General features: G+C 71.9%; 15 protein-coding genes. 12 read left to right on the forward strand and 3 right to left on the reverse strand.

Translation table 11 applies throughout. The features are described from left to right. Positions 1-112: 112 nt before the first annotated feature. From rpsB to J2X49_RS07805, 8 genes are all read left to right on the forward strand, one after another. Entirely contained in the window at positions 113-1,042 is a 930-nt protein-coding gene (gene rpsB / locus J2X49_RS07770) for a 30S ribosomal protein S2 (RefSeq protein WP_310124635.1), read from the forward strand. A 10-nt stretch (positions 1,043-1,052) separates the two neighbouring features. Further along, on the forward strand, positions 1,053-1,880 hold the full coding sequence (gene tsf / locus J2X49_RS07775) for a translation elongation factor Ts (protein ID WP_128188708.1): 828 nt from the start codon (positions 1,053-1,055) through the stop codon (positions 1,878-1,880). A 121-nt stretch (positions 1,881-2,001) separates the two neighbouring features. Further along, positions 2,002-2,715 (forward strand): UMP kinase, encoded by a 714-nt coding sequence (gene pyrH / locus J2X49_RS07780; protein WP_128188707.1) that lies wholly within the window; start codon positions 2,002-2,004, stop codon positions 2,713-2,715. A 42-nt stretch (positions 2,716-2,757) separates the two neighbouring features. Continuing rightward, positions 2,758-3,312, forward strand: a complete 555-nt coding sequence (frr, locus tag J2X49_RS07785) for a ribosome recycling factor (RefSeq protein WP_310124640.1) — start codon at positions 2,758-2,760, stop codon at positions 3,310-3,312. Positions 3,313-3,334: 22 nt separating this feature from the next. Further along, positions 3,335-4,264 carry a phosphatidate cytidylyltransferase gene (locus tag J2X49_RS07790; RefSeq protein ID WP_310124643.1) on the forward strand — a complete coding sequence of 310 codons (930 nt, stop codon included), beginning with the start codon at positions 3,335-3,337 and terminating at the stop codon, positions 4,262-4,264. 31 nt (positions 4,265-4,295) lie between these two features. Further along, on the forward strand, positions 4,296-4,844 hold the full coding sequence (locus J2X49_RS07795) for a DivIVA domain-containing protein (RefSeq protein WP_128188705.1): 549 nt from the start codon (positions 4,296-4,298) through the stop codon (positions 4,842-4,844). Positions 4,845-4,874: 30 nt separating this feature from the next. After that, entirely contained in the window at positions 4,875-5,546 is a 672-nt protein-coding gene (locus tag J2X49_RS07800; RefSeq protein ID WP_310124646.1) for a lytic transglycosylase domain-containing protein, read from the forward strand. After that, positions 5,546-5,830, forward strand: a complete 285-nt coding sequence (locus J2X49_RS07805; RefSeq protein WP_128188703.1) for a hypothetical protein — start codon at positions 5,546-5,548, stop codon at positions 5,828-5,830. Before J2X49_RS07800 ends, J2X49_RS07805 begins: the two co-directional genes overlap by 1 nt. A 16-nt stretch (positions 5,831-5,846) precedes the next feature. Here J2X49_RS07805 and J2X49_RS07810 read toward each other — a convergent pair whose 3' ends face one another. Next, on the reverse strand, positions 5,847-6,914 hold the full coding sequence (locus J2X49_RS07810) for an AI-2E family transporter (protein ID WP_146356897.1): 1,068 nt from the start codon (positions 6,912-6,914) through the stop codon (positions 5,847-5,849). A 187-nt stretch (positions 6,915-7,101) separates the two neighbouring features. Here J2X49_RS07810 and J2X49_RS07815 point away from each other — a divergent pair, with 187 nt between their 5' ends. Both J2X49_RS07815 and J2X49_RS07820 read left to right on the forward strand, forming a co-directional pair. Further along, positions 7,102-9,027, forward strand: coding sequence for a hypothetical protein (locus J2X49_RS07815; protein ID WP_310124653.1), 1,926 nt, complete (start codon positions 7,102-7,104; stop codon positions 9,025-9,027). Next, positions 9,027-9,968 (forward strand): tetratricopeptide repeat protein, encoded by a 942-nt coding sequence (locus J2X49_RS07820; protein WP_310124655.1) that lies wholly within the window; start codon positions 9,027-9,029, stop codon positions 9,966-9,968. Before J2X49_RS07815 ends, J2X49_RS07820 begins: the two co-directional genes overlap by 1 nt. 68 nt (positions 9,969-10,036) lie before the next feature. Here the strand turns inward: J2X49_RS07820 and glgB are convergent, their stop codons facing one another. Continuing rightward, the gene (gene glgB, locus J2X49_RS07825) at positions 10,037-12,199 is read right to left on the reverse strand and encodes a 1,4-alpha-glucan branching protein GlgB (protein WP_310124657.1); all 2,163 of its coding nucleotides are present in this window, start codon (positions 12,197-12,199) and stop codon (positions 10,037-10,039) included. After that, complete coding sequence (locus tag J2X49_RS07830; RefSeq protein ID WP_310125989.1) at positions 12,196-14,187, reverse strand: alpha-1,4-glucan--maltose-1-phosphate maltosyltransferase; 1,992 nt, start codon at positions 14,185-14,187, stop codon at positions 12,196-12,198. The genes glgB and J2X49_RS07830 overlap by 4 nt, the downstream gene beginning before the upstream one ends. Before the next feature lie 74 nt (positions 14,188-14,261). Between J2X49_RS07830 and glgP the strand changes: the two genes are divergently transcribed. Then, complete coding sequence (gene glgP, locus J2X49_RS07835) at positions 14,262-16,799, forward strand: alpha-glucan family phosphorylase (RefSeq protein WP_310124660.1); 2,538 nt, start codon at positions 14,262-14,264, stop codon at positions 16,797-16,799. 281 nt (positions 16,800-17,080) lie between these two features. Next, complete coding sequence (locus J2X49_RS07840; RefSeq protein WP_310124662.1) at positions 17,081-17,542, forward strand: hypothetical protein; 462 nt, start codon at positions 17,081-17,083, stop codon at positions 17,540-17,542. The last annotated feature ends 29 nt before the right edge of the window (positions 17,543-17,571 follow it).

A 17,571-nucleotide genomic window follows, 5' to 3' on the forward strand; every position in this document is an offset into this window, starting at 1 on the left:
CCGGTCCAGCAGCTCGAGCCCCGTGCCCGCGCGGCTGGCGGCGGTGCGTCAGGGCGCCAGGGGCTCGACCGACCGGTCGGGCCGGCAACCAGAACAGAAGAAGGAGGCGGCCATGGCCGTCGTCACGACTCGCCAGCTGCTCGACAGCGGCGTCCACTTCGGGCACCAGACCCGTCGCTGGAACCCCAAGATGAAGCGCTTCATCTTCACGGAGCGCTCCGGCATCTACATCATCGACCTGCAGCAGTCGCTCGCCTACATCGACAAGGCGTACGACTTCGTCAAGGAGACCGTCTCGCACGGCGGCACCGTGCTGTTCGTCGGCACGAAGAAGCAGGCGCAGGAGTCGATCGCCGAGCAGGCGACGCGCGTGGGCCAGCCCTACGTCAACCAGCGCTGGCTCGGTGGCCTCCTCACCAACTTCAACACGGTCTCGAAGCGCCTGAGCCGCATGAAGGAGCTCGAGGAGCTCGACTTCGAGGACACCACGCAGGGCTACACCAAGAAGGAGCTGCTGCTCAAGAAGCGCGAGCTCCTGAAGCTGCAGAAGTCGCTCGGCGGCATCCGCAACCTGCAGCGCACGCCCTCCGCGCTGTGGATCGTCGACACCAACAAGGAGCACCTCGCGGTCGACGAGGCGAAGAAGCTCGGCATCCCGATCATCGCGATCCTCGACACGAACTGCGACCCGGACGACGTGCAGTACCCGATCCCGGGCAACGACGACGCGATCCGCTCCGTCGCGCTGCTGACGAAGATCGTGGCCGACGCGGCCGCCGAGGGCCTCATGCAGCGCCACGGTGGCGGCGCCGATGCCGAGGCCGAGCCGATGGCCGAGTGGGAGCGCGAGCTGCTCGCCGAGCAGACGGGCGAGCAGGCCGCGCCCGCCGCTGAGGAGCCCGCCGCGGAGGAGGCCCCCGCCGAGGAGCCCGCCGCTGAGCAGGCGCCCGCCGAGGAGCCCGCCGCCGAGGCGCCGGCAGCCGATGAGGCCGCCGCTCCCGCCGAGACCACCGAGGACGCCGCCGCGTCCGAGTCGAAGTAAGGACCAGCGCATGGCAAACATCAGCATCGCCGACCTCAAGATGCTGCGCGAGCAGCTCGGCACCGGCATGAGCGACACCAAGGCGGCACTCGAGGAGGCCGGCGGCGACGTCGACAAGGCCACCGAGATCCTGCGCCTGAAGGGCGCCAAGGGCAACGCGAAGCGCGCCGACCGCTCCACGAGCGAGGGCCTCGTCGCCGTCGCCGAGGGCGAGGGCGCCGTCACGATGATCGCGCTCGGCTGCGAGACGGACTTCGTCGCGAAGAACGAGAAGTTCATCGCGCTCGCCGACCGCGTCGTCGCCGCCGTCGCCGCATCGGGCGCCGCCGACCTGGCCGCCGCGCTCGCCGCGCCGGCCGAGTCGGGCACCGTGCAGTCGATCATCGAGGAGCAGGCCGCGACCATCGGCGAGAAGATCGAGCTCACGAAGGTGGCCCGCATCGAGGGCGCCGAGCACGCGGTCTACCTGCACCGCACGTCGAAGGACCTGCCCCCGCAGGTCGGCGTCGTGGTCGCCTACACGGGCGACGACGCCGAGACCGCCCGCGCTGTCGCGCAGCACATCGCCATGTTCGACCCCACCTACGTCTCCCGCGACGAGGTGCCGGCCGAGCAGGTCGAGAAGGAGCGCGAGCTCGTCTCGGAGATCGCGCGCGGCGAGGGCAAGCCCGAGGGCGCCCTGCCGAAGATCATCGAGGGCCGCCTCACCGGCTTCTTCAAGCAGATCGTCCTGCTCGACCAGGACTACGCTCGCGACAGCAAGCAGACCGTCGCCAAGGTGCTCGAGGCCGCAGGCCTCGCCGTCACCGGCTTCGCCCGCTTCAAGGTCGGCGCGTAGCCACGACGCGCACGACGGAGGGCCGGGGGAGACCCCGGCCCTCCGTCGCGTCCCGGCCGGTGCGCGACAGGATAGGCTTCTGCACGGCCCGCGCTCGGGTCGAGACCCCCAGGAGGAGCCCATGCCAGCACAGCCGCGCCGCAGAGTCCTCCTGAAGCTGTCGGGCGAGGCGTTCGGCGGCGGCGCGCTCGGCGTGAACCCCGACGTGGTCTCCTCCATCGCCAAGCAGATCGCCGAGGCGGCCGAGACGGTCGAGATCGCGATCGTCGTCGGCGGCGGCAACTTCTTCCGCGGCGCAGAGCTCAGCCAGCGCGGCATGGAGCGCGGCCGCGCCGACTACATGGGCATGCTCGGCACGGTCATGAACGCGCTCGCCCTGCAGGACTTCCTCGAGCAGGCAGGCGCCGAGACGCGCGTGCAGTCGGCCATCCAGATGACGCAGGTGGCCGAGCCGTACATCCCGCGCCGCGCCGAGCGCCACCTCGAGAAGGGCCGGGTCGTGATCTTCGGCGCCGGTGCCGGCCTGCCGTACTTCTCGACCGACACGGTCGCGGCGCAGCGCGCGCTCGAGATCGACGCCGACCAGGTGCTGGTCGCGAAGAACGGCGTCGACGGCGTCTACTCCGCCGACCCCAAGCACGACCCCACCGCCACCCGCTTCGACGAGATCACCTACCAGGACGCGCTCGTCAGCGGCCTCAAGGTCGTCGACTCGACGGCCTTCAGCCTGTGCATGGACAACCGGATGCCCATGCGGGTGTTCGGGATGGACGGCGAGCGAGCGCTCACCAAGGCCATCCTCGGCGAGCCGGTCGGCACGCTCGTGCGCGCCTGACCGGCGCCCGCCCATAGAATCGACAGCGACGGAAGGAACCCTGTGATCAGCGACGTTCTGGCTTCGGCCAAGGAGAAGATGGCCCAGTCGATCGAGGTCGCGAAGGACGACTTCCAGACGGTGAGCGCGGGTCGCGCGAACCCGGCGCTGTTCCAGCGCGTGAACGTCGACTACTACGGCTCGCCGACGCCGCTGCAGCAGCTCGCGTCGTTCCAGCAGCCCGAGGCACGCGTGCTCATCATCACGCCGTTCGACAAGGGCGCGCTCAAGGACATCGAGCGCGCGATCGTGAACGCGCCGCACCTCGGCGTCACGCCGTCGAACGACGGCAGCATCATCCGCATCACGATGCCGGAGCTCACCGAGGAGCGCCGGCGCGACTACGTGAAGATCGTCAAGGACAAGGCCGAGCAGGCCCGGGTCGCGATCCGCAACGTGCGCCGCCAGGCGATGACCGACCTCGACAAGCTCGCGGGCGAGGTCGGCGACGACGAGATCGCGCGCGCCGAGAAGGAGCTCGAGCTCGCGACGAAGCAGGCCGTCGACGGCATCGACGAGGCGGCGAAGAAGAAGGAGTCCGAGCTCCTCGAGGTCTGACCGAGGAGTCGGGAGGCGACGCGTGCGACGCGAGCATCGGAGCGCCGCCGAGATCGAGGCCCAGATCCAGGCGCAGATCCACGCGGCGAGGGACCAGATCGAGGCGACCCGCGCGCGGGTGAACAAGCGCACCGGTCGCGACCTCGCGGCAGCGGTCGCCATCGGTGTCGTGCTGGGCGCCGTGCTGCTCGCGAGCCTGCTGTGGGTGAAGACGCTCTTCATGCTCTTCGCGACCGTCATGGTCGGGTTCGCACTGTACGAGCTCGCGAGCGCGCTCCGCTTCGCGGGGCGCGACGTGCCGCGGATCCCGCTCGTGCTCCTCGGCAGCGCGATCGTGCCGATCACCTGGTACTTCGGCGCTGCGGGCCTGTGGTGGTCGACGCTCGGCGCGATCGGCATCGTGGCCGTCGTGCGCCTGGTGGAGCTCGCGTCGCCGACGACGCGCACGGGCCGCGGCGCGGTGTTCGCCGACATCACCGGCGGGGCGCTCTGCATCGGCTACGTCGCGGTGCTCGGCGCCTTCGCCGCGCTGCTGACGTCGCAGGAGGGCGGCCAGTGGTGGACCCTCGCGATGATCATCATGACGACGGTCATCGACACGGGGGCCCTCGCGGCCGGCGTCTGGCTCGGCAAGCACAAGCTCGCGCCGCGCATCAGCCCCGGCAAGACCTGGGAGGGCCTGCTCGGCGGGGCGGTGCTCGCGACCGCCGCGGGCATCGCGCTGTCGGTGTGGATGCTGCAGCAGGAGTGGTGGTTCGGCTTCATCCTCACGGCGCTGCTCGTCGCGACCGCCACGGTCGGCGACCTCGCAGAGTCGATCATCAAGCGCGACCTCGGCATCAAGGACATCGGCTCGTTCCTGCCCGGGCACGGCGGCTTCCTCGATCGCCTCGACTCCATCCTGCCGAGCGCCGTCGTGATGATGGCGCTGTTCCAGGTGGTGCACGCGTGACGCACGGCCGCGCGCTGGCATCATGGATGCGATGAGCACGTTCCCGAGAGCCCGGCGGTCCCAGCCCGGCTACGACATCGAGCAGGTCGAGGACTTCCTCGAGGATGCTCGGCGCGCGTACGCGACCGACGCCCGGGCCGCGACCGCGATCGACTCGGCCACCATCCGCCGCACTAGCTTCCCGATGCAGAAGGGCGGCTACTCGCCCGCGCACGTCGACGCAGCGCTCGAGCGGCTCGAGGAGGCGTTCGCCCGCCGCGAGCACGAGCGCGGCGTGCTCGAGCACGGCGAGGAGGCCTGGTACGCCCGGGTGCGGGAGCGCGCGCAGGAGACGCTCGAGCAGCTGCGCCGCCCCGAGGGGGAGCGGTTCCGTCGCGTCAGCCGCATCTCGCGCGGCTACCGGGTCACCGACGTCGACCGCTTCGCGCAGCGCATCGCCGAGTACCTCTCGGACGGCCCCGAGATGACCGCGCGCGAGGTGCGCACGGCCCAGTTCGACGCGCAGTTCGGCGGCTACGACGAGGACGAGGTCGACCACCTGCTCGACACCGTCGTGAGCCTGATGCTGGCGGTGCGCTGACCGCCCGAGCCTGGGCGTCGTTACCGTTCCGTGATACGGTCGGTCCTCGTGTTCACCCGATCCTCCTCCGCCGGCGCGCGCTCGACGCGCACCCGCGGCGTGCTGTCGGGCCTGTCGCTGCTGGCCGCCGCGGGCTTCGTGCTCGTCTCGGTCGCCGCCGACCCGACGCAGCAGGTGATGGCCGAGCCGGCCTCCCTGCCGAGCGAGAACCGGCCCGGGCAGGACCTGGGCGAGATCACCGGCGAGCAGGCGTCGTTCGTGCGCGACGAGATCGTCGTGCACACGCCGACGCCGACGCCCACCCCCACGCCTGAGCCCGAGCCCGCAGCCGCTGCCGAGGCATCCTCCTCCGGCCAGCAGGCCGCATCCATCAGCATCCCCGCCGTCGCCGCGCCCAACCCGGGCAGCGCGCAGGAGATCGCGCGGCAGATGGTGCTCAGCCGCGGCTGGGGCGAGGGGCAGTACTCCTGCCTCTACAGCCTGTGGCAGCGCGAGTCCAACTGGAACGTGTACGCGCAGAACAGCTCGAGCGGCGCCTACGGCATCCCGCAGGCGCTCCCGGGCTCGAAGATGGCGACGCACGGCGGCGACTGGCAGACCAACCCGGTGACGCAGATCAGCTGGGGCCTCGACTACATCGCGGGCCGCTACGGCACCCCGTGCGGTGCCTGGGGCCATTCCGAGCAGGTCGGCTGGTACTGATGCCCTCGCGGCGGCCGAGTCGCCGCGCGCAGCCGTACGTGCCGCTCGACGTCGACCGCCTGATGCAGGGCGCCGCCCGCGTCGAGCGACGCGCGGGCGCCGAGTGGCACGTGCAGCCGATGGCGCCGCGGAGCGCCGTCAAGGACTACGTGTGCCCCGGATGCGGCGGCACGGTCGTGCAGGGCACGGCGCACGTGGTCGTGTGGCGGGCCGACTCGATCTTCGGCGACCGCGCGATCGAGGATCGCCGCCACTGGCACACCGGCTGCTGGCGAGCCGCCTAGCAGCCCGGGGCTCGCGTCAGCGCAGGTCCTGCCTCGGGATGACGACCTCCTTGAGGATCAGCTGGATCGCCGCGGCGACCGGGATCGCGACGAGCGCGCCCAGGATGCCGAGCAGCGTGCCGCCGATGAGCGCCGAGAGCACGACCACCACGCCGGGCACCTTGACCGCGCGGTTCATGATCTGCGGGCTGATCACGTAGGCCTCGAGCTGCATGTAGATCAGGTACCAGATCGCCACCGGCAGCGCCGTCTCGGGGCCGTCGAGCAGCAGCACGAGCAGCGAGATGATGACCGACGCCGAGATGGTGCCGACGAGCGGGATCGTCGAGGCGATGAGCGCAAGGAACGCGTAGACGCCGGCGAGCTCGGAGCCCACGATCGACAGCACGATGAACGAGAGGATGCCGTTCAGCACGCCGAGCGCGCCCTGGCCGAGCACGAAGCGCCCGACCGACTTCATGATCTGCTCGGCGATCTCGATGAACTTCGGCCGCGACGAGGCGGGCACGAGCCGGTACATGCCCGACTTGAGCGAGGGCAGCGAGCCGGTGAAGTAGAGCATCAGCACGACGACGATCAGCAGCCCGCCGAGCGCGAAGAGCACCTGCACGGCGCCGCCGACGATGCCGGCCGCGATGTCGGCCACCCACGGCGGGAGGCTCGACCAGGTGTCGAAGTCGCTGAGCGCGCCGCCGAGCTGCTCGAGCGAGCCGTCGACGTCGAACTGCGGGAAGGTCTCGCGCACCCAGTCGAGCACGCTCTCGAAGGCGCCGCCCTCGATCTCGGCGACGATCGACTGCACGAGCACCGCGAACTGCGCCACGATCGTCGGCACGATCAGCCACGTGGCGCCGGTCAGGCCCGCGACGATGACGAGGAAGATGAGCAGCACCGCGGCCCAGCGCGGCACCTTGCGGCGGATGAGGAACTGGATGACCGGCTCGACGCCGAGCGCGAGGAAGATGCCCGCGAACGCCCAGACGAGCACCGTGCTGATCTGCTGCACCGAGGCGCCGATGGCGATGGCGAGCAGCACGCCCAGGCCGCCCACGAGTCCCAGCAGGAAGCCGTTCCGAATCTTCACACTGCGGATCCTATGGCGGCGCCGAGGAGGCGGCCGCCAGGCGCGCGGCCGCGGGGGCTTGGCACAGCGGCCCCTGTCTCGGTACCCTGGAGGCTTGCCCGCTCATCGTCGTCCCCTCCGGGCGGCGTGCCGGATCCCTCGGCGAGCGTGAAAGGACCTCTGACCCGTGCGATACATCCTCGCGGCCGTGAGCCTCGTGCTCTCGCTCGTGCTGCTCGGACTCGCGATCGGCCAGCGCACCGTCTGGGCTCCGCCGGACACGATCGTCTCCCAGCTCGAGGAGTCCCCGGACTCGCAGCTGCTGCTCATCTCGGGCGAGACGATGAACGCGCACGACGGCCGCCAGACGGTGACCATCACGGCGGATGGCCCGATCAACGCCGTGGTCGGACGCGATCACGACGTGCTCGGCTGGGTCGGCGACGCGGCGCACTCCGTCGCGAGCATCGACGACACGCAGACGATGGCGCTCGAGGAGCAGGCCGGGAACGAGGAGCCGCTGCCGGAGCTCGCGGGCGGCGACCTCTGGATCGAGGAGCACCTCGGCGAGGGCGAGGTGCGGATCCCGATCGACCTGCCGGTCGGCTACTCGCTGCTCATCGCCGGCGAGCCCGGCCAGGCCGCTCCCGCCGATGTGCGGGTGGAGTGGCCGTTCGACGCGAAGACGCCGCTGTTCGGGCCGCTGCTCACCGCGGGGCTCGTGCTGCTCGCGCTCGCGCTGCTGCTGTTCCTCCTGGCGCTGCGCCGCCACCGCCGCAGCCGCGGGCCGCAGCGCCGCTCGCACCGCGAGCTCTCGCGCGCCGAGCGCCGGGCGCTGCGCCGCGAGGCGCGCGAGGGGCTGCCGCGGCCGCAGGGCGCCGTCGCCGCGGGCGACGCGCGCCCCGCGCTCGAGCCGGCTGACGCCGATGGCTCGGATGCCTCGCCGGCGGACGTCTCGGACGGCACGCCCGTCGACGGCACCGACGGCAGCGCGCCCGCCTCGACCGACGAGGGCACCGCATCCGCCCCCGACGACGCTGAGCAGGACCGCGGCCGTGCCGAGCGCACCGTCGCCGCGCCGCGCCGTCGCCGCCTGGGCCTCGTCGCCCTGCCCGTGATCGCCGTGGTCGGGCTCACGGGCTGCGGCCCGCAGTACTGGCCGAGCGCCGAGCCGGCGGCGACGAGCGACGCGGCGCCGCAGCCGACGAGCCTCGAGGAGACGCTGCCCCCGGTCGCGCTCACCGAGTCGCAGTTCACGCGCGTGCTCGAGTCGACCCGCGAGGCGGTGGCCGAGGCCGACGAGGCGCTCGACATCGAGCGAGCCGCCGATCGCCTGGCGGGCCCTGCGCTCGACGCGCGCCGCACGAACTACGAGGTGCGCTCGCAGAACGGCGAGCTCCCGGCGCTCCAGGGCATCCCCGACGGCGACGTCGAGCTGCTGCTGCCGCAGCAGACCGAGGTCTGGCCGCGCACGGTGATGGCCGTCGTGGGCTGGGAGGACGGCGCGCAGGCGCAGTCGACGCTCGTCTTCCAGCAGACCGACGCGCGCGCCGACTACCGCCTCGTCTACCAGATGACGCTCGCCTCGGGCGTGCAGCTGCCGGCGGTGGCGAGCCCGACGATCGGCGCCGCGAGCCTGCCGGGCGACACCCCGCTGCTGCTGCACCGTCCCGACGAGATCACGTCGGGCTACGCGAGCGTGCTGCTGCGCGGCGACGAGTCGGAGTACGCGTCCTGGTTCCAGGAGGAGGGCGACGCGCTGCGCGAGGCCGTCGGCCGCGCCGCGAAGGACGAGCTCGTGCAGCGCCCGGAGTTCGAGCTGTCGCTGCTCGAGTGGGGCGCCTCCGACGACGAGCAGGCGCCGCTCATGCTCGTCACGAACGAGGGCGGTGCGCTGCTCGCGACCTCCTTCACCGAGACGCAGCGCGCGACGCCGCGCGAGGAGGGCGTCGAGATCGAGGCCCGTGACGGCGCGGGCATCCTCGCCGGGGTCGAGCAGTCCGACACCGGCATCGAGACGACGTATCAGATCCAGGTGCTCTTCGCCGTGCCGCCGGCCGGCGCTCCGGAGGGCACGCAGATCCAGGTGGTGGGCTACAGCCAGTCGCTCCTGGACGCGAGGGAGGTCGGCTGATGAGCCAGGAGCACGTGCCCGCATCGCTCGGGGGAGCCGTCGACCTGTCGGCGCTCGCCGCCCGGCACCAGCAGGCGGCATCGCCGCAGCCCGAGGCCGCGCCCGCCGCGCAGGGCGCCGCGACCGGCGTCGTCATCGACATCACCGACGCCGACTTCGGCGCCGTCGTCGAGCTCTCCGAGCGGGTGCCGGTCATCATCGACATCTGGGCGGAGTGGTGCGGGCCGTGCAAGCAGCTCTCGCCCGTGCTCGAGCGCCTCGTCGAGGCGCAGCGCGGCCGGCTCGTGCTCGCGAAGGTGGACGCCGACCGCAACCCGCAGCTCGTGCAGGCGTTCAACGCGCAGTCCATCCCGACGGTCGCCGCGGTGATCGGCGGGCGCCCCGCGCCGCTCTTCACCGGCGCGCTGCCCGAGGAGCAGGTGCGCGACGTGCTCGAGCAGGTGCTCGCGTTCGCCGAGCAGCAGGGCATCACCGGCAGCGTGCCCGTCGGCGACGGCGAGCCCGCGGGGGAGCCGGAGCCCGAGCCCGTGCCGCCGCTGCACCAGGAGGCGTTCGACGCCATCGAGCAGGGCGACTACGAGACCGCGATCGCCGCGTTCGAGAAGGCGATCGCGCAGAGCCCCCGCGACGCGGAGGCGATCGCCGGGCTCGCGCAGGTGCGGCTGCTGGCGCGCCTGCAGGGCCGCACGGCCGATGAGATCCGCGCGGCCGCGGCCGAGCGGCCGGGCGACCCGGAGGCGCAGATGCTCGCCGCCGACCTCGACCTCTCGGGCGGGCACGTCGAGGACGCCTTCCTGCGCCTGCTCGACCTCATCGGCAGCCTGACCGGCGACGCGAAGCAGGACGTGCGGCTGCGTCTGCTCGACCACTTCGAGATCGTCGGCCTCGACGACCCGCGCGTGCACGCGGCGCGCCGTCGCCTCACGACGCTCCTGTACTGACCCGCAGCACCTGACGCCGAAGGGCGCCTCCCCTGGGAGGCGCCCTTCGCGCGTCAGGCCTCAGCGCCTCAGGCGGCCGGCGTCGCCTTCGGGCGCAGCAGCAGGCCGGCGAGCGGCGGGATCGTGACCGTCGCGGACGCGGGGCGGCCGCCCCACGGCTCCTCGAGCGCGCGGACGGCGCCGAGGTTGCCGACGCCGGAGCCGCCGAACTCGACCGCGTCGGAGTTCACCACCTCCTCCCACTCGCCCGCGAACGGCAGCCCCATCCGGTAGCCCTCGATGGGACGGCCGGAGAAGTTGACGATCGCCGCGAGCGGGTCGCCGTTCGCGCCCCAGCGGAGGAACGCGATGACGTTGTCGGAGGAGTTGCCGCCGTCGATCCACTCGAAGCCGCCGGGCTCGTTGTCGCGCAGCCACAGCGCCTCGGTCTCGCGGTACACGCGGTTCAGCTGCGACACGAGCGCCATGAGCCCGCGGTGCACGGGCTGGTCGAGGATCCACCAGTCGAGCCCGCGCGCCTCGCTCCACTCGCTCGGCTGCCCGAACTCCTGGCCCATGAACAGCAGCTGCTTGCCCGGGTGCGCCCACATGAAGGTCAGGTACGCGCGCACCGAGGCGAGCTTCTGCCACTGGTCGCCCGGCATCTTGCCGAGCAGCGAGCCCTTGCCGTGCACGACCTCGTCGTGGCTGATGGGCAGCACGAACTGCTCGCTGAACGCGTAGAGGAACGAGAACGTGATCTCGCCGTGGTGGTGCGAGCGATACATCGGGTCGACCGCCATGTACTGGAGCGTGTCGTGCATCCAGCCCATGTTCCACTTCATGCCGAAGCCGAGGCCGTCGGCGCTCGTGGGCTTCGTGACGCCGGGCCACGAGGTCGACTCCTCGGCGATCATGACGATGCCGGGGCAGCGGCGGTAGACGGTCGCGTTGACCTCCTGCAGTAGCGCGATGGCCTCGAGGTGCTCGCGTCCGCCGTGCACGTTCGGCAGCCACTCGCCGTCCTTGCGGGAGTAGTCGAGGTAGAGCATCGAGGCGACCGCGTCGACGCGCAGGCCGTCGATGTGGAACTCCTCCATCCAGTACACGGCGTTCGCGACCAGGAAGTTCTTCACCTCCGGGCGGCCGAAGTCGAACACGTGCGTGCCCCAGTCGGGCTGGTCGCCGCGCCGCGGGTCGGGGTGCTCGTAGAGCGCGCGGCCGTCGAAGCGGGCGAGCGCCCACTCGTCCTTCGGGAAGTGCCCGGGCACCCAGTCGACGAGCACGCCGTAGCCGGCGCGGTGCAGCCGGTCGATGAGGTAGCGCAGGTCGTCGGGGTGGCCGAAGCGGCTCGTCGGCGCGAAGTAGCCGGTCACCTGGTAGCCCCACGAGCCGCCGAACGGATGCTCGGCGAGCGGCATGAACTCGACGTGCGTGAAGCCCGTCTCCTCCAGGTGCTCGATGAGCGCATCCGCCATCTCGCGGTAGCCGAGGCCCGGCCGCCACGAGCCGAAGTGCAGCTCGTAGATCGACATGGGGGAGTTGTGCACGTCGCGCGCGGCACGGGAGCGCATCCACTCGTCGTCGCTCCACGCGAAGCGGCTGCGGCCGACCTTCGAGGCCGTCGCGGGCGGCACCTCGGTGTAGCGCGCCATCGGGTCGGCGCGCGTCGCCCAGCCGTGGTCGGTGAGGATCTCGTACTTGTAGGCGCTGTGCTCGAGGTCGCCGGGCACGAAGAGCTCCCAGACGCCGCTCGCGCCCATGGTGCGCATCGCGTGCGAGCGGCCCGACCAGTCGTTGAAGTCGCCGATGACGCGCACCGCGCGGGCGTTGGGCGCCCAGACCGCGAACGAGGCGCCCGCGACGCCCTCGTGCTCGCGCAGCCGGGAGCCGAGCACCTGCCAGGCCTGCTCGTGCCGGCCCTCGCGCCAGAGGTGCAGGTCGAGCTCGCCGAGCGTGGGCGTGAAGCGGTACGGGTCCTCGTCCTCCCAGCTGCCGCCGTCGCCGTAGGTCGTGCGCAGGCGGTAGGGGCGGATGGGCCCGGGCACCACGGCCTCCCACACGCCGGCGCCGAGGTGCTCCATGGGCGTCGTCGCCTCGCCGACGACCGCGACCGCGTCGGCCAGGTGCCGCACGGCGCGCACGACGTGCGACGCATCCGCGCCGTCCGCCGGATGCGCGCCGAGCAGGTCGTGCGGCGCGGGGTGCTCGCCCGCGGCGAGGCGGTGGAGGGTGGCGTCGTCGAGCATCATGCCCCCGATCGTCGCACGTGGATCACGTGCACCGGCTCGACGAACGCGTCGAGCCGCACGAAGCTGTGGTCGCTCCAGGTCCACGTCTGGCCGGTGATGAGGTCGTGCGCCTCGAACGACTCGCCGTGCCGCAGGCCGAGCTTCGTCAGGTCGAGGTGCACGGTCGTCTCGCGCGCGGAGTGCGGGTCGACGTTCGCGACGACGATGATCGTGTCGTCCTCGCCCGACTCGGTGAAGCGGCCCTCGACGTGCTTCGAGTATACGAGGATCGCGTCGTCGTCGGACCAGTGCACGTCGAGCGCCCACAGCTGCCGGATCGCGGGATGCTCGCGGCGGATCTCGTTGAGGCGGGCGATGTAGGGCGCGATGGTCGTGCCGTTGCGCGCCGCCTGCTCCCAGTCGCGCGGCCGGTACTCGTACTTCTCGTTGTCGATCGCCTCCTCGGCGCCGGGGCGCGCGACGTCCTCGATGAGCTCGTAGCCGGCGTACATGCCCCACGTGGGCACCGCGGTCGCGGCGATCGCCGCGCGCAGCTTGAAGGCGGGCACGCCGCCGAACTGCAGGAACTCGGTGAGGATGTCGGGCGTGTTCACCCAGAACGCGGGCTTGAACCACGCCGCCTGGGGGCCGGAGACCTCGCGCAGGTACTCCTCGAGCTCGGCCTTCGTGTTGCGCCACGCGAAGTACGTGTACGACTGCTGGAAGCCGACCTTGCCGAGCGCCTGCATCATCGCCGGGCGCGTGAAGGCCTCGGCGAGGAAGACGACGTCGGGGTGCTTCGCGTTCACGTCGCGGATGAGCCGCTCCCAGAACCACAGGGGCTTCGTGTGCGGGTTGTCGACGCGGAAGATCTGCACGCCGCAGCCGACCCACAGGTCGATGATGCGCAGCACCTCGTCGAGGATGCCCTCGGGGTCGTTGTCGAAGTTGACCGGGTAGATGTCCTGGTACTTCTTCGGCGGGTTCTCGGCGAAGGCGATCGTGCCGTCGGGGAGGGTCGTGAACCACTCGGGGTGCTCGGTGACCCACGGGTGGTCGGGGGCCGCCTGGAGGGCGAGGTCCATCGCGACCTCGAGCCCCGCATCCGCCGCCCGGCGCACGAACTCTCGGAAGTCGTCGATCGTGCCGAGGTCGGGGTGGATGGTGTCGTGGCCGCCCGCCTTCGAGCCGATCGCCCACGGGCTGCCCGGGTCGCCCGGCTGCGGCGTGAGGGTGTTGTTGGGGCCCTTGCGGTTGACCTCGCCGATGGGGTGCACCGGCGGCAGGTAGAGCACGTCGAAGCCCATCTCGGCGACGCCCGGCAGCCGCTCGGCGGCGGTCGCGAACGTGCCGGAGCGCCAGCTGCCGTCCTCGAGCCGCACGGCGCCCTCGGAGCGCGGGAAGAACTCGTACCAGGCGCCGACGGCGGCGCGGGTGCGCTCGACGCGGAGCTTGAGGGTCTCGGATGCGGTGACGAGCGAGCGGGGACGGTGCCGGTCGACCGCGGCGAGCACGTCGGGGTCGTTGACCGCCGCCCAGCGGGCGAGCGGCGGCACCGCGGTGTCGGCGATGGCGGCGGCTGCGCGGCTGAGCAGGAGCGCCTCGGCGCCCTTCGCGGCACCCGCGGCCCGCGCGAGCAGCTGCGAGCCCATGGTCGCCATGAGCTCGACGTCGATGCCGGCGGCGATCTTGATCTCGGCGTTGTGGTGCCACGTGGCCCACTCGTCGGCCCACGCCTCGACGTGCCAGCGCCACAGGCCCTGCTCGTCGACCTGCGCGAGCGCGCGGTGCCGGTCGAGGCCGTCGTGCAGCGGCTCCATCGGCACGCGGCGGCGCGCGCCCGAGGGGGCGCGGAGCACGAGCGTCACGCCGATGCGGTCGTGGCCCTCGCGGAACGCCACCGCCTCGAACGGCACGACGTCGCCGACCACCGCCTTCGCGGGGAATCGGTTGCCGGGCTGCTGCGGGGCAAGGTCGAGCACCGGGATCCGGCCGGACAGGACATCCATCTGCTTCACCACGCGACCAACCTACCGAGGCGCGCCTGCGAGGGGGGAGGGCCGCGCCACTAGGCTCTGTGCTCGTGAGAGCGATCCGCAAGTTCACCGTCCGCACGTCCCTGCCCGAGCGCCTGCGCCGGCTCGAGACGCTCGCCTCCAACCTGCGCTGGTCGTGGCACGAGCCGACGCGCGAGCTGTTCCGCGAGATCTCGCTCGACGGCTGGCGCGAGACCGGCCACGACCCCGTGCAGCTGCTGGGCTGGGTGGGCACCGAGCGGCTCGCGCAGCTCGCCGCCGACGACGACTTCGTCGCGCGCGTCGAGGCGCTCGCCGACGACCTCGACGACTACCTGTCGCAGGCGCGGTGGTACCAGTCCCTCGAGGACGCGCCCGAGTCGATCGCGTACTTCTCGCCCGAGTTCGGCATCACGAGCGCGCTGCCGCAGTACTCCGGCGGCCTCGGCATCCTCGCGGGCGACCACCTGAAGGCGGCGAGCGACCTGGGCGTGCCCATCGTCGGCGTCGGCCTCTTCTACCAGGCGGGCTACTTCAAGCAGGCGATCTCGCGCGAGGGCTGGCAGGAGGAGTCCTACCCGGTGCTCGACCCCGACGGGCTGCCGCTCACGATCCTCCGCCGCGCCGACGGCACGCACGCGACCGTGTCGCTCGCGCTGCCCGGCGGCCGCACGCTCCATGCGCGCATCTGGCAGGCCACGATCGGCCGCGTGCCGCTGCTGCTGCTCGACACGAACATCCACGAGAACGACGACGAGCTGCGCGGCGTCGCCGCCCGCCTCTACGGCGGCGGCGGCGAGCACCGCCTGCGCCAGGAGCTGCTGCTCGGCATCGGCGGCGTGCGCGCGCTCGCCGTCTTCTCCGAGCTCACCGGGGCGCCCGCGCCCGCGGTGTTCCACTCCAACGAGGGCCACGCCGGCTTCCTCGGCATCGAGCGGATGTCGCAGCTCATCGGCCGCGGCCTGTCGTTCGACGAGGCGCTGCAGGTCGTGCGCGCCGGCACCGTCTTCACGACGCACACGCCCGTGCCGGCCGGCATCGACCGCTTCGACATCGAGCTCGTGCGCCGCCACCTCACCGGCGAGCTCGTGCCCGGCGTCGACGTCGAGCGGGTGCTGCAGCTCGGCCGCGAGGAGGATCCGGGCATCTTCAACATGGCGCAGCTCGGCTTCTCGATCGCGCAGCGCGCGAACGGCGTCTCGAAGCTGCACGGCGCCGTCTCGCGCAGCATGTTCCAGTCGCGATGGCCCGGCTTCGACACCGTCGAGGTGCCGATCACGTCGGTCACGAACGGCGTCCACGCGCCGACCTGGACGTCGCCCGTGCTCAAGCACCTCGCCGAGCGCGAGCTCGGCACGCTCGACACGACGCGCTGCGACTGGGCCTCGGACGCGGTCTCGGACGAGACGATCTGGCGCGCCCGCACCGAGATGCGCGCGCACCTCATCGAGGACGCGCGCATGCGCACGCGCCGCAAGCACGAGCGCAACGAGGGCGTGGCGCCGGCGTGGATCGACGACATGCTCGACCCCGAGGCCCTCACGATCGGCTTCGCCCGCCGCGTGCCGACCTACAAGCGGCTCACGCTCATGCTCCACGACCGCGACCGCCTGCGCGCGATCCTCACGAACGCCGAGCGTCCCGTGCAGCTCGTGATCGCCGGCAAGTCGCACCCGGCCGACGAGGCCGGCAAGGCGCTCATCCAGGAGCTCGTGCGCTTCTCGCAGGAGCCCGACGTGCGCGGCCGCATCGTGTTCCTCGAGAACTACGACATCTCGATGGCGAAGTCGCTCTACCCGGGCTGCGACGTGTGGCTCAACAACCCGCTGCGCCCGCTCGAGGCGTGCGGCACGAGCGGCATGAAGGCGGCGCTCAACGGCTCGCTCAACCTGTCGATCCTCGACGGCTGGTGGGAGGAGTACTTCGACGGCCACAACGGCTGGGCGATCCCCTCGGCCCACGAGCAGATGGATGCCGCGGCGCGCGACGCGTTCGAGGCGAACGCGCTCTACGAGCTCATCGAGCACCAGGTGGCGCCGCGCTTCTACGACCGCGACGAGCGGGGCCTCCCGACCGCGTGGATCGCGTCGATCCGCCACACGCTCGCGACGCTGAGCCCCGGCCTGTCGGCCGAGCGCATGCTCGGCGAGTACGTGACGCGGCTCTACGCGCCCGCGGCCGCCGCGTCGGCCGCGGCGCTCGCGGACGACGCGGCGCCCGCCCGCGCCTTCGCGGCGTGGACACGGCGGATGCGCGAGGCGTTCGACGACATCGAGGTGCGTCACGTGGAGGTCGACGGCGTCGACACGCCGCCGATCGTGGGCGACGAGGTGCGCGTGCGCGCCTTCGTGCACCTCGGCTCGCTGACGCCCGAGGACGTCACGGTCGAGGTGATCGCGGGCTCGATCACGGAGGAGGGCGACCTGCGCCGCACCCGGCGCTTCGCGCTCGAGCCCACAGAGGTCGAGGGCGGCGTGCACCGCTTCGAGTCGGCGATCCCGCTCGCGCTCGCGGGCACCTTCGGCTACACGGTGCGGGTCGTGCCGCGGCACGCGATGCTCGCCTCCGACGCAGAGCTGGGGCTCGTCGCCTACGCCCGGGGCTGACGGGCGGCTCGACGCAGCCTCGGACCTGACGAGGACTCCGTGCTCATGGCGACGGTGGACCGCAGCACGGTCGAGCTTGAACCCGATCAGACCCTGCGGACGTGTCCCGAGAGGGCACTCATATTGAGGGGTGTCAGGATCGGGTCGGCGGGGTAGCATCCGATCAACAGCGGGAATCCCTGGCGATCGAGAGGGATTCAGAGGAGTTCGGTCGACCGTCAGCAAGGGTTCCGAGGATGGCCTTCAAGTCGGGAATCCAGTACAGCTAGGGCAGGGATGCGATGCAGCGCAAGATGAAGTTCGCCGCTCTCAGCGGAGCTGTGCTCGTGGTCGCAGGCCTTGGATTCGGCGCCGGAGCAGCGGCCGGAGTAGCGCCCGTGCTCTTCGCTCCGCTCGGCGTGTCGACGGATACCAGAACGCAGCCGATGCCGGCTCCTGACTACGCGGAGAACGACTCCGGCCTCACCTACGGGTCAGCCGCCGAAGCCGCGTCACCGGATCAGGAGCCTGATCTCATCGCTGCCATGGCGACGAACGGACGCCAAGGCTACGTGAGGAAGACCGACCTCGACGGCGCGAATGGCTCTGCGGCAGCTGCCGGCTTCAGGTCGCCGGAGGAGGCGCTCGCCTGGCAGGCCGAGCGAGCGGCAGAGGTTGCACGAGGTGTGGCCGACCCTACGATCCCCGTGTACGCCCAGGACGGCTTCACGGTGATCGGTGAGTTCCTGGTCGCTGGGCCGTAGCGCCCAGAGCGGCTACCGACCACCGACAC

It is taken from the genome of Agrococcus sp. BE272, from assembly GCF_031457935.1.
Lineage (GTDB): Bacteria > Actinomycetota > Actinomycetes > Actinomycetales > Microbacteriaceae > Agrococcus > Agrococcus sediminis.

What these genes read in the sequence shown, in the direction of transcription:
- rpsB (WP_310124635.1), top strand. Translation starts at nt 113, where the DNA reads ATGGCCGTCGTCACGACTCGCCAGCTGCTCGACAGCGGCGTCCACTTC.
- tsf (WP_128188708.1), top strand. Translation starts at nt 1,053, where the DNA reads ATGGCAAACATCAGCATCGCCGACCTCAAGATGCTGCGCGAGCAGCTC.
- pyrH (WP_128188707.1), top strand. Translation starts at nt 2,002, where the DNA reads ATGCCAGCACAGCCGCGCCGCAGAGTCCTCCTGAAGCTGTCGGGCGAG.
- J2X49_RS07795 (WP_128188705.1), top strand. Translation starts at nt 4,296, where the DNA reads ATGAGCACGTTCCCGAGAGCCCGGCGGTCCCAGCCCGGCTACGACATC.
- J2X49_RS07805 (WP_128188703.1), top strand. Translation starts at nt 5,546, where the DNA reads ATGCCCTCGCGGCGGCCGAGTCGCCGCGCGCAGCCGTACGTGCCGCTC.
- J2X49_RS07820 (WP_310124655.1), top strand. Translation starts at nt 9,027, where the DNA reads ATGAGCCAGGAGCACGTGCCCGCATCGCTCGGGGGAGCCGTCGACCTG.
- glgB (WP_310124657.1), bottom strand. Translation starts at nt 12,199, where the DNA reads ATGATGCTCGACGACGCCACCCTCCACCGCCTCGCCGCGGGCGAGCAC.
- J2X49_RS07830 (WP_310125989.1), bottom strand. Translation starts at nt 14,187, where the DNA reads ATGGATGTCCTGTCCGGCCGGATCCCGGTGCTCGACCTTGCCCCGCAG.
- J2X49_RS07840 (WP_310124662.1), top strand. Translation starts at nt 17,081, where the DNA reads ATGCAGCGCAAGATGAAGTTCGCCGCTCTCAGCGGAGCTGTGCTCGTG.